Consider the following 14,715-nt stretch of genomic DNA (forward strand, 5'->3'; position numbering starts at 1 on the left):
GCCTCGAAGCAACTCTTTGCAGACTTGCCAGGCATTTCTGATGTACCGGTCGAGGATGACATACCCGAAAACCACTGTCTACGTGCTGTGACTGTAAATCGTGGCTACCTTTTTCGCATCATCTGCAAAGTTTGCGAACTTCCCTACGGACAGTCGGCACCTTCCCTACTCGCCGGTAGGGCAAAGTAGCAGTACAGGCGTACTTTTTTGTCGACGGGCCGCTCGGCTCCCGTCGCCGTGACGAGACGGGCCACGTCGCGCCGTCGGGCTCGGGGTGTGACCACCATCACCACGACACCGGGCGCCGGGGTGCCTGCGCGCTCACCCCGTCCGACGAACGCCCGTTCGGTACCGTGAGGCGTGTGATCGACACCGAATCGGACCCGAAGAGCCTCACCGTTCGATTCCATGGCCGCACCGAGTCGGGTGCCGTGTGCACCGACGAGCTGTGGCAGCAGTGGCTCGATCTCGCCGATCGCGTCAGCCGACACGTGGCCGCGCGGCCGGAGTACTCCTTCGGCTCGCTGCGCCTGCGGCGAACGCGGCAACCCCTGATCGTCACGGTGCATCGAGGCTCTCGGCTCGTCGGGCTCGCTCCGTTCGTCGTGCGTCGCTACGGTCCCGTGCAGGTCGCCCGCGTCATGGGCGACAACCTCGGCATGGTCAGCGAGATCCTCACCGAGGACGACGCCGCGGTGGAAGCCCTCTGGTCCGCGATGGCCGAGCGGCGGATCGGCGTGCATCTCGACGAGATGGACGAGCGTGATCCGTCCGTCCGGTACGTCCTCGACAGCCCTCGGTGGCGCTCGTCGATCAATCCCGGCCGAGCGGTGATGGTGATCGACGTACCGAAGAAGGGGCCGGGCGCGGTCGGATTTCGCAGCCGCGGATCCCGGCGTCGGTTGCGCTCGACGCGTCGTGATTACGACGAGGCCGGCACCCCGCTTCGCGTCGAGATCATCTCCACTCCCGAGGAGCTCGACGCCAACTGGGACGAGATGGCGAAGCTGTCCGCGGCGGGCGTCGACGGCCACGACCGCACCGACTACCTCGCCCCGCCCCTCGGCAACCTCGTGCGATCCGTCCTGCGCCGCGAGGCGAAGGCCGGTCGGCTGTCCGTCGCCAAGCTCGCGGTCGGACGCACCGCCGCGGCACAGCTGTTCATGGTGCGCTCGAAGAACACCTTCGAGGGATGGCTGACCCACTACGACCCGGAATTCGCCGCCGCGCAACCCGGCCACCAGATGATGGAATCCCTCGTCGATCACGCCCGCGAGGTCGGTGTCGAACGCATCGACCTCGGCGTCGGCACCAACGGGTTCAAGGAGGCATGGAACACCGGGGAGTACCGGGCCGTCACGGTCACCGCACTTCCCCGGAAGGTTCCCGGTGCCCGCGTGCTCGTTCCCGTGACGCGTCGCCTCGAGTCGTTCTCGGTGAAGGGGCTCCTCGCACGGGTGCGGCGGTAGCTTTCCGCCATGGCCAAGACGTTCGTGGGCAGTCGCCTCCGTCAACTTCGGACCGAGCGCGGCCTGAGCCAGGTGGCCCTCGCCGGTCGGCTCGACATCTCGGCCAGCTATCTCAACCAGATCGAACACGACGTCCGTCCGTTGACGACGGCCGTGCTGACCCGCATCACGACGGTCTTCGGCGTGGACACCACGTTCTTCGCCTCGCAGGACAACACCCGGCTGGTGGCGGAACTGCGTGAGGTCACCCTCGATCAGGACGTGGGTGTCGACGCGGACGTGGACGAGCTCGCGGCCATGGTGGCCTCGCACCCGTCCCTCGCCCGCGCTTTCGTCAACATGCACCGGCGTTACCGCAACACCAGCGCTCAGCTCGCGGCCGCCACGGACGACCGATTCTCCGACGGCAGCGGCAGCGGCGCCATCTCCAAGCCGCACGAGGAAGTGCGCGACTACTTCTACCAACGCCAGAACTACCTCGACGAACTCGACACCGCGGCCGAGGATCTGGCGAACCGACTGCGGTTCCACCGCGCGGACATCGCCGGTGAGATCGCGAAACGGCTGCGCAACCTGTACGACGTGCAGATCGTCGAGCGCATCGACCTCGGCGAGAACGTCCTCCATCGCTTCGACCCCCGCACGCGCCTGCTGGAGATCTCGCCCCGGTTGTCCGGTGGGCAGAAGGTGTTCCGGTTCGCGGCGGAGTTGGCGTACCTCGAGAACGGCGACCTCATCCGGCGCCTCGTCGACGAGGGCGGGTTCACCGGGGACGAGTCCCGGTCCCTCGCCGGACTGGGCTTCGCCAACTACTTCGCCGCCGCGACGGTATTGCCGTACACCCGGTTCCACGAGACCGCCGAGGACTTCCGCTACGACATCGAGCGACTGTCCGCGTACTACGCGGTGAGCTACGAGACCATCTGTCACCGGCTCTCCACCCTGCAGCGACCCTCGCTGCGCGGAGTGCCGTTCTCCTTCGTCCGCGTGGACCGCGCCGGAAACATGTCGAAACGTCAGTCCGCCACGGGTTTCCACTTCTCGTCCAGCGGCGGCACGTGTCCGCTGTGGAACGTCTACGAGACGTTCGCCTACCCCGGTCGGATCATGACGCAGATCGCCGAGATGCCCGACGGTCGGCGCTACCTCTGGATCGCGCGCACGGTGGAGCGACGTGCCGCGCGGTACGGCGAGCCGGGCAAGACGTTCGCCATCGGCCTCGGGTGCGAAGTGCGACACGGCAACCGCCTGGTGTACGCCGACGGGTTGGAGCTCGACGAGCCCTCGGTGGCGACCCCCATCGGCGCCGGCTGCCGCGTGTGCGAGCGGTCGAACTGTCCGCAGCGTGCGTTTCCCCCGTTGGGCAAGGCCCTGGACATCGACGAACACCGGAGTTCGGTGTCGCCCTACACCATCGCGTGATCGATCACTTCGCGCCGACGGCGCCGCTTCCCGCTGACGGTGCTGCTGTTCGCGGACACTGCAGCGTCCGCAGGTGACGATTCGATCCGCGGGAAGCGGACAGCCTTCACCGAGCCGTTTTCCAGCAACCGCGAACAACCGCCCCACCAGGCGCTACAGTAACTCTCGCAACGACCCGTCGACGCGAAGACCGAGGACCCCGATGAGCCCCGTCCGATCACGCCGTTCGATCCGAGTCACCGCCCTCGCACCCCTGGTCGCCGCGGCTCTCCTCGGCGTCCCTGCCGTCGCCGCCACCGCAGCACCCCTGCCCCCGACACCGCAGCTCCCGACGTTCGGCTCGTCCGGTCCCGTCGACGTGCCGATGCCCGTTCCCGTCATCGCCGCCGGGTACGACGCGGCGCAGGCGCTGCTGGGGGCCGGACGGTATTCCGAGGGACTCGCAGCCCTCGACACACTCGCCTCGCTAGCCCCTCGTGACGCGAACATTCCTGCGCTGCAAGCTTTCTACTCCGCTGCCGCCGGGAACGACGACGCCGTTCGGACCGCTCTTCTGCGTGTCGAGGAGCTCGACGCGGCACTCGCCGAGCGAGTTCGTCGTGCGTTGGACGTCGTCGACAGCGCGGCCACGGTCGACATCGACTACGCCCCCGCGTACTCGGGCGCGTCCACGGCCATCGTCGTACTCGGCTTCGGATTGCTCCCGGACGGCACCATGCGGCCCGAACTCGAGCAGCGCCTTCGGTCCGGTGTCGCCGCGGCCACGGCCTCGCCCCTGTCGCCGATCGTGGTCACCGGGGGCAACCCCCAGCTCGGTAGGACCGAGGCCGCCGTCATGCGTGACCGACTCGTTGCCGACGGCATTCCCGCGGAGCGAATCCACGTGGAGGACCGCGCGACCGACACTCCGACCAACGCGACCTTCACGGCTCCGATTCTGCGCTCGCTCGGAGCGACGAACGCGGTGCTGGCGACGAGCACCGACCACATCAGACGGTCGATCTCGGACTTTCGCATCGCGGGCGTCGACGTCATCGGCGCTGCGTGGGACGGACCCGCGCCCGTCGTGCCCCCGGTACCCGCCGACGCCCGGCTCGGTCTGATCACCGACGCCACCAAGACGGTGGGGATTCCGCGCTTCTACCCCGTGTAGTCCTCGATTCTTCTTCTTACCGGCGGGTCAGTTCGGGTGTTAGCCTCGCACCGTGACCACCCCACGCATCGAACCCGGCCGAACCATCGGAGACCTGGGCCCAGTGAACTGGGTCGTCAACCGCATCGTCGCGAAGGGGATGGGCGTCGATCAGGGACGCATCTTCGCGACGCTCGGCAGGACGGGCGGGCTCTTCCGCGGGTGGCTGTTCTACAGCTCGAAGCTCATGCCGTTCGGCAAGCTCAGCCGCCAGGACACCGAGATGGTCATCCTGCGGGTGGCGCACCTGCGCGAGTGCCAGTACGAGTTGGACCACCACATCCGGCTCGGCAAGCGCGCCGGCATCGACGCCGACCTGCGCGCGCTGATCTTCGCGGGACCCGAGAGCAGCGGTCTGACTCCGGCGCAGCGCGCGCTTCTCACCGCGGCCGACGAGCTGGTGACCACGAAGGCTCTGAGCGACGAGAACTGGGCCGCCCTGACCGCGCACTTCGACGAGCGGCGACTCATCGAGTTCGTTCTGCTCGTCACCCAGTACGACGGTCTGGCGACCACGATCGGCACGTTGCGGGTGCAGCGCGACTTCTGACCGAGCGAATCCGCACTCTCTACGACGGCGCGCACCCCCTCCGATCCACTGGAGGGGGTGCGCGCTCGGTTCAGGGGGTGCGGATCAGAAGTTGATCATGTGCCCCGCGAGGCCGTGGATCGCTTCCTGCAACGCCTCGGACAGCGTCGGGTGCGTGTGCACGTTGCGTGCCAACTCCGTTGCGGTGAGATCCCACTTCTGCGCGAGGGTGAGCTCGGGCAGCAGCTCGGAGACGTCCGGTCCGATGAGGTGTCCGCCGAGGAGTTCGCCGTGCTCGGTGTCGGCGATCAGCTTGACGAATCCCGTGGGGTCGCCGAGGCCGTGCGCCTTGCCGTTCGCCGTCATCGGGAACGTCGCGACCTTGATGTCCGAGCCGCGTGCCTTCGCGTCCTCGCGAGCCTGGGACTCCGTGAGCCCGAACGACGCGACCTGCGGCTGGCAGAACGTGGCGCGCGGCATGAAGCGGTAATCGTCGATGGGCAGTGTCTCGGCCCCACCGATGGTCTCCGCCGCCACGACGCCCTGGGCCTCGGCCACGTGGGCGAGCTGGAGCTTCGCGGTGACGTCGCCGATGGCGTAGATGTGCGGAACGTTGGTGCGCATGACCGAGTCGATGGCGATGGCGCCGCGATCGGTGACCTCGACGCCCGTCTTGTCCAGACCGAACCCGTCGATGCGGGGAGCGAAGCCGACGGACTGCATCACCTTGTCGACGGTGATCTCCTCGGTCTCGCCGCTCTTGTTGTTCTTGATCGCGACGGTGACCTTGCTGCCGTCGTCGTCGATGCTCTGCACCGCGGCGCCGGTCATGATCTTGACGCCGAGCTTCTTGTACTGCTTGGCGATCTCCTTCGAGACGTCCTCGTCCTCGTTGGGGAGCGCGCGGTCCAGGAACTCGACGATGGTGACGTCCACGCCGTAGTTCTTGAGGACGTAGCCGAACTCCATGCCGATGGCGCCCGCGCCGACGATGAGGATGGAACCGGGGAGTTCCTTCGTCATGATCTGCTCTTCGTACGTCACGACGTTGTCGCTCAGCGAGCAACCGGGGAGCAGCTTGGTGGTGCTGCCGGTGGAGATGATGGCGTTGTCGAAGGTGAGAGTCTCCGTGCCGCCCTTCGTCATCTCGACCTCGACGGTGTTGGCGTCGGTGAAGCTGCCGAGACCGTCGAACTGATCGATCTTGTTCTTCTTCATCAGGAAGTGGATGCCCTTGACGCGGCCGTCCGCCACCTTGCGGCTGCGATCGTAGGCCGCGCCGAAGTCGAACGACACGTCACCGGAGATGCCGAACTGCTTGGCCTCCTTGGTGAACAGGTGCGCGAGTTCGGCGTTGCGCAGCAGCGCCTTGGAGGGGATGCAGCCGACGTTGAGGCAGACACCGCCCCAGTACTTCTTCTCGACGATGGCGGTTTTCAGGCCCAGCTGTGCCGCGCGGATCGCTGCGACATATCCACCGGGACCGGCTCCGAGGACGACGACGTCATAGTGTGAGGTCACGCGGGACAGCCTAGTCCCGTCGGCTTCGACACACGACGAAAGGTCCGGTTACCCGCCGGTAGGACGGGTGACCGGACCTTTCGGTGATCGAGACGCGAACGTCAGTCGGGGATCATGTCGAACGTGTCGGGGTTCGGGCCGGTGCGGCCGTCCTCACCCTTGCCGAGCGCCGAGATGTCGGCCATCTGGCCGTCGGTGAGCTCGAAGTCGAAGATGTCGAAGTTGGCCTTGACCCGGTCGAGGGTCACCGACTTCGGGAAGATGATGTCGCCGCGCTGGATGTGCCAACGGAGAGTCACCTGTGCGGTGGACTTGCCGACGTCCTTCGCGATGCGCTCGAGCTCGGGATCGCCGAGAACCTTGCCCTGCGCGATGGGCGACCATGCCTCGGTGGCGATGCCGTGCTCGGTTCCGTAGGCGCGCACCTCGTCGTTGAGGAAGTACGGGTGCACCTCGATCTGGTTCACGGCCGGGACCGTGCCGGTCTCCTGCGCGAGCTTCTCGAGGTGCGGAACCTGGAAGTTCGAGACGCCGATGCTGCGTGCGCGACCGTCGTTCTTGAACTCTTCGAGCGCCTTCCACGTGGAGACGTAGTCACCGTCGTAGCGGGTGGGCAGCGGCCAGTGGATGAGGAACAGGTCGACGTAGTCGGATCCGAGCTTCTCGAGCGTCTCGTCGATGGCGCGGCGCGCGTCGTCCGGCTTGTGGAAGCCGTTGTTGAGCTTGCTGGTGATCCAGATGTCGTCGCGCGGCACACCGGAGTCGCGAACGCCCTGGCCCGTCTCCCGCTCGTTGCCGTACATCTCGGCGGTGTCGATGTGGCGGTAGCCGACCTCGATCGCGGTGCGCACGGCGTCGGCGGTCTTCTCGGGCTCGACCTGGAAATTGCCGAATCCCAACTGGGGAATGGTGCGGCCGTCGTTGAGCTGAATTCCTGGAACGGTGGTCATATGACGACTCCTTCTCACTAGCTTCATTGCGCTTCTCGTGCCGCATACCCCGAATACCGGGGCGTCACGCACACGGTCGGGTACAACCACATCGAGCCGCTCGTATTCCCGCCACGGGCACGTGCGTCAGCGCCACACCTCGCCGGCGACGCGCCGGAAGTTGCCGGCCAGAACGGCGGCGACCTCGTCGGCGTGCCACCCGCGACCGGTGAGCACCGAGCCGAGTGTCACGACATCTTCGGGCGGAACCCACTGCAGCGCACCGTATTTCGTGTACGCCTCGGAGAACGCCTCCGGGTGGAGCCGCAGCTCGGCGTTGAAGTCCGCGTGGTCGAACGAGTAGTCGGATCCGATTCCGATATGCCCGATTCCTACCGATTCGACCCCGTATTCCACGTGATCGGCCATGGCTTCGACCCGATCGGCGTGCCGGTCTTCTTCGTTGACCCCGAGAAAGATGCCGACACCGTTGATGCCGACGACGCCGCCGGTATCGGCACACGCCCGCGCCTGCTCGTCGGTGATGTTTCGCGGATGCGACCACAGTGCGTCGAAATTGGAATGGCTGTAGATCATCGGCCTCGTGGTCACGGCGGCGAGATCGAGTCCGGTGCGGCGCGAGCAGTGCGATCCGTCCACGGCCATCCCGACCACGTTCATCTCGCGGACGAGATCACGGCCGTACGCGGTGAGTCCGGTGTCGACGGCGTCGAGGCACCCACAGCCCGCCGCGTTGGCGTGGTTGTAGGTCGGCAGCATGGACCGCACCCCGAGGTCCCGAAACCGGGCGACGTTGGCGAGATCACCGTCCAGGGGGCCCGAATCCTCGAGATCGAAGGCGAGCGCGAGACGTCCGCGCCTGCAGGCGTCGTCGACGTCGGCCACGGTGTCGACGAGCGCGAAGCGTGCATCGTCCTCGGCGCGACGGCGCCACGCGCGCAGCAGCGCGAACGACTCCGCGGCGGAGTGCGGGGAGTATCCGACGTTGACCGAGAGGTACGTCGCGTCGCCGTAGCGGGCGAGCGGGTCGAGGTCGGCCTCGGGAAACAGGGGAAGGCAGCAGTGCTGCTCCCACAACGAGAGCGAAGTTGCCGTCACCCGGCGACGGTAACCGGCTCCTCGACCACCAGCCAGTGCTGCTGGTGAATGCGGCGCACGATCTCCGAGCGGTCGTCTGCGTCGGTGAGATCGACGGAGCGCAGGGCGTCGTCGGTGAACACGCGCAGGCCCGACGCGGTGTCGCGCACGGGAAGACTCCGCGTGAGAGACGCGAGGCGGTCGGCGAACCGCTCCCGCAGGGACGCCGCGGGCTGCGAGCCGATCACGACGCCCACCCCGTACGTCTCGGCGCGAGCGAGCAGCACCGGCAGGTCAGCGGGCGAGTAGCGGCCGTCGTCGCTCATCTCCACGACGCGTTCGAATCCCTTGTCGAGGCCCCAGGCGACGCCGTCGAGCACGGACGACGAGGACAGGACGTGAACCCGTTCGTCGTCCCGCGAGAGCGCTGCCGCGGCAAGGCCGGGCACGGTCTCGAGGAGAAGGACGTGGGCGTGCGGGAGTACCTCACGGATTCCCCGTACCGTGCGAGCGAGCGAGCGCGACGCGTGCAGGCACACGAGCACCTCGGGGACCGCGGGAGCGGCCTTCGCGGAAGCGGGGGAAAGCTGGGTGTCGGTCATGGCGGTACCTGTGTCTGTGTCGGCCGGGAGCTGTGCGGCGGTAGCCGGGAGTTGCGCGGCGGTCATGGGGTGGCCGGTCATCGCTGCACCTCTCATCGCGTCGTTCTCGGGGCCGGGTGGATCGCGGGCCGGTGGATCGCGGGCCGGTGGATCGCGGGCCTCTGGATCGCTGTGCGAACCGGTACGCGACCCGTCCGAACGGGCCACCGAGAACTTGTCGTATCGAACTATCCATCACAACATACCTCAGGATTGTTTGTTGTGCACCTTCCCAGCCTATCGACAGTTTTTCTCGTCGACGGTCACGTCTCGGTCCGCTCCGGCACAGCGACCTCATCGGGACGAACCCACCGGGCACAATGGGGCGGGTGACCGATCCCTACCTCTGGCTCGAAGACGTCCACGGCGACGACGCTCTTGCCCACGTGCGTGAGCGCAACGCCCTCGCGGTCGCGGACTTCGCCTCCGACGACGAGTTCCGTGCCCTCGAATCGCGTGTCCGCGACATCCTCGACACCGACGCGCGCATCCCCTACGTCCGGGCGCGAGGAGACTTCCTCTACAACTTCTGGAAGGACGCCGAGCACCCCCGCGGACTGTGGCGCCGCACCACGATGGCGAGCTACCGCACGATCGCGCCCGAGTGGGACATCCTCGTCGACCTCGACGCACTCGCCACCGCCGAGTCGGAGAACTGGGTCTGGAAGAGCGCCTCGGTGCTGCGGCCCGGCTTCGACCGCGCGCTCGTCGCCCTGTCCCGCGGCGGCGCCGACGCCACCGTCGTTCGCGAGTTCGACATGACGACTCGAGCCTTCGTGCCCGCGGAGGACGGCGGTTTCACCGTGCCCGAGGCCAAGACCGACATCGGCTGGATCGACCGCGACACCGTCTTCGTGGGCACCGACCGCGGCGAGGGGACGCTCACCGACTCCGGCTACCCGCGCGTGGCCTACCGCTGGTCGCGCGGCACCGCCCTCGCCGACGCGCCCGCCGTGTTCGCCGGCGAGGCGTCCGACGTCGCGGTCTCCGCGTGGTTCGACCCCACCGAGGGTTACCGACGCAGCTATGTCCAGCGCGCGATGGACTTCTTCGACGCCACCGTGTTCGTCCTGAACGACGACGGATCCACGACCGCGATCGACGCGCCCACCGACGCGTCGGTCTCCGTCCACCGCTCGTGGTTGCTGATTCGGTTGACGACGGCCTGGACCGTCGGCGACATCGAGTACCCGGCCGGCGCGCTCCTCGCCGCCGACGTCGAGTCGTTCCTCGCCGGCGGCCGGGATCTGATCACCGTCTTCTCCCCCGACGCCCGCACCTCGCTCCACCAGCTCGCCTGGACCGAGAACCATCTGCTGATGGTGGTACTCGAAGACGTCCGGTCGAGCGTGCACGTGCTCACCCCGGGCGCCCGAGGATTCGCCTCGACACGCCTCGACGGTCTGCCCGACGCGGTGGACGTGCAGATCATCGGCACCGATCCCGACACCGGCGGCGACGAGTACTTCCTCGACGCCAGTGGCTATCTCACCCCGTCGACGCTGCTGTTCGGCACGATCGGCGAGACGGACCCCGAGATCCTGAAGTCGGCGCCGGCGTTCTTCGACACCGACGGTCTCGCGGTCACCCAGTACTTCGCCACCTCGAACGACGGCACCCGCATTCCCTACTTCGTCGTGCGGAAGCACGATTCGGGACCCGGCCCGACGCTTCTCTACGGGTACGGCGGGTTCGAGGTCTCCCTCACCCCGTCGTACGGCGGGGTGGTCGGCTCGGCCTGGCTCGAGCGTGGAGGCACCTACGTGGTCGCCAACATCCGGGGCGGCGGCGAGTACGGGCCGGCCTGGCACACCGAGGTGCGCAAGGCCGGTCGACACAAGGTGCACGAGGACTTCGCCGCCGTGGCCCGGGATCTCACCGAGCGCGGCATCACGACACCGGATCGACTCGGCGCGCAGGGCGGCAGCAACGGCGGTCTGCTCATGGGCATCATGCTCACGAAGTACCCGGAGTTGTTCGGCGCCATCGTCTGTCAGGTTCCGCTGCTGGACATGAAGCGCTACCACCTGCTCCTCGCGGGTGCGTCGTGGATGGCCGAGTACGGCGACCCCGACGATCCCGAGGAATGGTCGTTCATCTCCGAGTACTCGCCGTACCAGAACGTGCGACCGCCGCACGAGATGCACACCGGGACCTACCCGCCGATTCTCATCACCACGTCGACGCGCGACGACAGGGTGCACCCCGGCCACGCCCGCAAAATGGATGCCCTGCTGTCCGAATACGGTTACGACGTCTCGTATTACGAGAACATCGAGGGCGGTCACGGCGGCGCGGCGGACAACTCCCAGGCCGCGTTCAAGTCCGCGTTGGCCTACTCGTTCCTGTGGCGGACGTTGACCTGACCGACGCTCACTCCACGATCGCGGGATCGGCCCGTCCGACCACCTCGTGATCCTTGTTCGCATAGTCGAACTTGCTGAGCACGAACCGCATCGCGTTCAACCGGGCGCGCTTCTTGTCGTTGCTCTTCACGGTCGTCCACGGTGCGTGATCGGTGTGGGTGAACCGAATCATGTCCTCCTTCGCGGCCGTGTACGCGTCCCACTTGTCCAGCGACGCAAGGTCCATGGGCGAGAGCTTCCACTGCCGCACCGGATCGACCTGACGGATGGCGAAGCGGGTTCGCTGTTCGAGCTGCGAGACCGAGAACCAGAACTTGGTGAGCTCGACGCCGTCGTCGACGAGCATCCGCTCGAACAGCGGGGCCTGCCGCAGGAACAGCTCGTACTGCTCGTCGGAGCAGAACCCCATCACCCGTTCGACGCCGGCCCGGTTGTACCAGGACCGATCGAAGAGCACGAGCTCACCGGCGGCCGGCAGATGCTGGACGTAGCGCTGGAAATACCACTCCGTCGACTCGCGCTGCGACGGCTTCTCGAGGGCCACCACCCGCGCCCCGCGCGGGTTGAGGTGCTCCATGAACCGTTTGATGGTGCCGCCCTTGCCGGCGGCGTCCCGACCCTCGAAGACGATGACGTGGCGACCGCCGGTCTCCTTGATCCACATCTGCAACTTGAGCAGCTCGATCTGCAGCAGCCGCTTCGTCTCCTCGTACTCCGGCCGCGTCATGCGCGTCCGGTACGGGTAGTCCTCGCGCCAGGTGTCGACGACGTAGCCCTCGTCGGTGAGGAGGACCGGATCGTCGTCGTCGTCGTCGCGAACCACGAAGCGCGTGGTGTCCGACAGCGTCACCACGGTCGACAGGTCGGCGACGGAACTGAGGTCTCTGGTATTGCCGAGGGCGGTGCCGGGCAGATCGAGTTCGGTCACCGCGACAAGCTACGTCGGTGAGGGGACGTCGACCGATCGCCTCGGCGACCACGAGGTGGCCGAACGGTGAACAGCGAGTGCGCGCAGAATCCGAGACCCCCCGGGGGGCGTCGGGGTCGGTCTCGGGGACAAGATCGGGGTGTCACCCGATGTACAGCACAGCGGCGACGCGGCACGCTCGAACCATGACGAACAACGACCCCACCTCGAACTTCCCCGACGACCGCTCTCGGGGAATCCCGTTCTCGCGCAGCAGCACCGACTCCTGGATCGCCGGTGTGTGCGGCGGCATCGCCGCCGCCACCGGCTGGGACGTGAGCCTGATCCGCGCACTCGCGGTCGGCGCGGCCATCGTCTCCTTCGGCACCGCCGTGTTGCTCTACCTCGCGGCCGCGATGCTGCTGCCCAAGGACCGCCCCTGAGCGCACTCCGGCCTACTACTTCCCGTCGAGCTGCTTCTTCTCGACCAACCATCCGCACGGGCCGGCGAGATCGTGCGCCGCACCGGGGCCCATCGAACCCGGCTCGTAGATCTGCAGCTCCGGGCGCCCGTCCAGCAACGGCGCGGCGACCTCCCACACGTGAGCCAGACCGTCGGGCCGGGTGAAGAGGGACCGATCCCCGTCCAGCACGTCGAGAATCAACCGCGAGTAGGGCGACAGCGGCTCCGCGTCGGGCACGCTCTGCAGCGGAAGCGACATCGTGCCGACACTGAGTTCTTCGCCCGGGCCGGGCTCCTTGACGGTCATGGCGATGTCGATCTGCCCGTCACCCGACAGGTCGAACGTCAGGGCCGCACCGTCGGCGGGGAGGTGCTTGACCGGACCGTCGGGACGGCGGAAGACCAGCGACACCCGCTGCGAACTCACCCCGAGCATCTTGCCGGTCCGCAGCACGAACGGGACGTCGCGCCAGCGATCGGTGTCGACCCACAGCCGCGCCGCGACGAACGTGTCCGTCTCGGAATCGTCGGCCACGCCCTCCACGTCGCGGTAGCCGCGATACTGACCGAGCACCACCTCCGACGGATCCAGCGGCCGGAACGCGGCGATGACGGACTCCCGCGCGGACTGCAGATCGTCGGCGCCGAGAGAGAGCGGTGGTTCCATCGCGACCTCGGCGGCGACCTGGAACAGGTGCGTCACCAGCATGTCGAGCACCGCGCCGGTCTCGTCGTAGAACTCCGCGCGGTCGTCGATGTCGAGCGTCTCTGGAATGTCGATCTGCACCTGCTCGACGTTCTCGCGGTTCCAGATTCCGTTCACCATGCCGTTGGCGAACCGGAGGATGTGCAGGTTCTGGGTGTTCTCCTTACCCAGGAAGTGGTCGATCCGATAGACCTGCTTCTCGTCGAGAACCTTGTGCACGGCCGTGTTCAGCTCCTCGAAGTCGGCCTGCGACGTTCCGAAGGGCTTCTCGTAGACGACGCGCGAGCCGTCGACGAGGTCGTGCTCGGCGAGGGCCTCGGTGTACGCGGTGAACGTCGACGGCGGCAGGGCGATGTAGTGCACCAGTTGCGCGTCGCGGCCGAGGTCGTCCCGAACGTCGCCGAGAACGGACGGCAGCTCGCCCGCGTCGTCGACGGCGAAGCCCGATCCCGCGAACCGGAGGTTGGCCGAGAACGAGCGCCAGGTCTTCTCGTCGACGTCGGGCCCGAACTCGTCGAGGGCGCCGCGCACGTGCGTCCGGAACTCCTCGTCGGTCTTGCTGCCTCGACCGTTGCCCACCAACGCCCACTCCGAGGGGAGCAGTCCCTGCTGTGCGAGCTCGTAGAACGCGGGGAGAACCATGCGCTTGGCGAGGTCACCGGTGGCGCCGAACAGAACGAAGATCGTGGGGCCGGTCTCGGTCGACGCGGATTCGGAGGTGTTGGTGTCAGCCATGAGGTCCATAGTGCTCCATCCCGGCAACCGCCCGCAGATCGTGCCGCGGCGGCACCGCTATCGTCGGGCGGGTGACTCGACTACGTTTCGACGGCGAGATCGCCGGAATGGGCACGGCGAGCGGCACCCGCATCGTCGTCGGGCACTGGCCGTCGTCGCACCTGGGCAACTTCACGGACGTGATGGTGGAGTTCGCCGACGGTGAGCGGCTGCTCCTCGCGCCCAGCAACGAGGTCCGCGACTTCGTCACCGACACATACACTTTCGACACCACGGTCGTCACCGACGTCTCCTACACGGCGGGTGGTTCGGGGGTGACGGTCACGGCGGGTGATCTCGTCGTCTCCTACGTCGTCGGCTCGCCCACGATGCTCGGCCGCCTGCTGACCGTGATGCCGCGCGCCGTCGTGACCGCCCCCTGGTTCTGTTCGATCAGCGACCGCATCGCCCGCGTCGCTCTTCGGGGTGTGCGCACTCGGGGCACCGCCGGCGGCGGACGGCGTGAGTACTACGGCGCGCGCGGACAGCGGCACATCGAGCAACTGACGGTGACCTGGAAGGGCGACGAACTCGGCCCGCTCGCCGACGTCGATCCGCCCGTGCGATTCGGGTTCGGGTCGACCCCGCGGGTGCCGTCGACGACGCTCCTCACCACGACCATCGATCTGGACTGACCCCGCGCCCCTCCGCACCGGAGCCCCACCGCGCCGGAGTCAGGGGCCCCCTCACCCTGCGAG

Annotated in this window: 13 protein-coding genes; 7 read left to right on the forward strand and 6 right to left on the reverse strand. The window is 67.5% G+C overall.

Going from position 1 to position 14,715, the window contains the following annotated elements; genetic code table 11:
• Positions 1 to 362 precede the first annotated feature (362 nt).
• The 4 genes from ACY466_RS18345 to ACY466_RS18360 all read left to right on the forward strand — a co-directional run bounded on the left by ACY466_RS18345 (position 363) and on the right by ACY466_RS18360 (position 4,633).
• Positions 363 to 1,469, forward strand: a complete 1,107-nt coding sequence (locus ACY466_RS18345; RefSeq protein ID WP_463247477.1) for a GNAT family N-acetyltransferase — start codon at positions 363 to 365, stop codon at positions 1,467 to 1,469.
• A gap of 9 nt (positions 1,470 to 1,478) precedes the next feature.
• Positions 1,479 to 2,891 (forward strand): acetate metabolism transcriptional regulator RamB, encoded by a 1,413-nt coding sequence (gene ramB, locus ACY466_RS18350; RefSeq protein ID WP_463247484.1) that lies wholly within the window; start codon positions 1,479 to 1,481, stop codon positions 2,889 to 2,891.
• A 202-nt stretch (positions 2,892 to 3,093) separates the two neighbouring features.
• Positions 3,094 to 4,044, forward strand: a complete 951-nt coding sequence (locus ACY466_RS18355; RefSeq protein ID WP_463247488.1) for a YdcF family protein — start codon at positions 3,094 to 3,096, stop codon at positions 4,042 to 4,044.
• A gap of 52 nt (positions 4,045 to 4,096) precedes the next feature.
• Complete coding sequence (locus tag ACY466_RS18360; RefSeq protein WP_463247492.1) at positions 4,097 to 4,633, forward strand: carboxymuconolactone decarboxylase family protein; 537 nt, start codon at positions 4,097 to 4,099, stop codon at positions 4,631 to 4,633.
• Positions 4,634 to 4,717: 84 nt separating this feature from the next.
• Here ACY466_RS18360 and lpdA read toward each other — a convergent pair whose 3' ends face one another.
• From lpdA to ACY466_RS18380, 4 genes are all read right to left on the reverse strand, one after another.
• A complete protein-coding gene (lpdA, locus tag ACY466_RS18365) occupies positions 4,718 to 6,133 on the reverse strand; it encodes a dihydrolipoyl dehydrogenase (RefSeq protein ID WP_463247496.1) in 1,416 nt (471 codons plus the stop codon).
• A gap of 101 nt (positions 6,134 to 6,234) precedes the next feature.
• Complete coding sequence (locus tag ACY466_RS18370) at positions 6,235 to 7,083, reverse strand: aldo/keto reductase (protein WP_463247500.1); 849 nt, start codon at positions 7,081 to 7,083, stop codon at positions 6,235 to 6,237.
• Positions 7,084 to 7,209: 126 nt separating this feature from the next.
• A complete protein-coding gene (locus ACY466_RS18375) occupies positions 7,210 to 8,181 on the reverse strand; it encodes a dipeptidase (RefSeq protein ID WP_463247504.1) in 972 nt (323 codons plus the stop codon).
• Positions 8,178 to 8,762 (reverse strand): hypothetical protein, encoded by a 585-nt coding sequence (locus ACY466_RS18380; protein WP_463247508.1) that lies wholly within the window; start codon positions 8,760 to 8,762, stop codon positions 8,178 to 8,180. Before ACY466_RS18380 ends, ACY466_RS18375 begins: the two co-directional genes overlap by 4 nt.
• A gap of 359 nt (positions 8,763 to 9,121) precedes the next feature.
• On the opposite strand from ACY466_RS18380, the gene ACY466_RS18385 reads away from it, so the two are divergent.
• Entirely contained in the window at positions 9,122 to 11,167 is a 2,046-nt protein-coding gene (locus tag ACY466_RS18385) for a prolyl oligopeptidase family serine peptidase (protein WP_463247511.1), read from the forward strand.
• A 7-nt stretch (positions 11,168 to 11,174) separates the two neighbouring features.
• On the opposite strand, the gene ppk2 is transcribed toward ACY466_RS18385, so the two are convergent.
• Positions 11,175 to 12,095, reverse strand: coding sequence for a polyphosphate kinase 2 (gene ppk2, locus ACY466_RS18390; RefSeq protein ID WP_463247515.1), 921 nt, complete (start codon positions 12,093 to 12,095; stop codon positions 11,175 to 11,177).
• Positions 12,096 to 12,280: 185 nt separating this feature from the next.
• Here ppk2 and ACY466_RS18395 point away from each other — a divergent pair, with 185 nt between their 5' ends.
• Entirely contained in the window at positions 12,281 to 12,517 is a 237-nt protein-coding gene (locus ACY466_RS18395) for a PspC domain-containing protein (protein ID WP_463247518.1), read from the forward strand.
• 15 nt (positions 12,518 to 12,532) lie between these two features.
• On the opposite strand, the gene ACY466_RS18400 is transcribed toward ACY466_RS18395, so the two are convergent.
• Positions 12,533 to 13,978, reverse strand: a complete 1,446-nt coding sequence (locus ACY466_RS18400) for a glucose-6-phosphate dehydrogenase (RefSeq protein WP_463247521.1) — start codon at positions 13,976 to 13,978, stop codon at positions 12,533 to 12,535.
• 71 nt (positions 13,979 to 14,049) lie between these two features.
• Here ACY466_RS18400 and ACY466_RS18405 point away from each other — a divergent pair, with 71 nt between their 5' ends.
• Positions 14,050 to 14,652, forward strand: a complete 603-nt coding sequence (locus ACY466_RS18405) for a hypothetical protein (RefSeq protein WP_463247524.1) — start codon at positions 14,050 to 14,052, stop codon at positions 14,650 to 14,652.
• The last annotated feature ends 63 nt before the right edge of the window (positions 14,653 to 14,715 follow it).

Source organism: Rhodococcus sp. K11/5 (assembly GCF_055193735.1).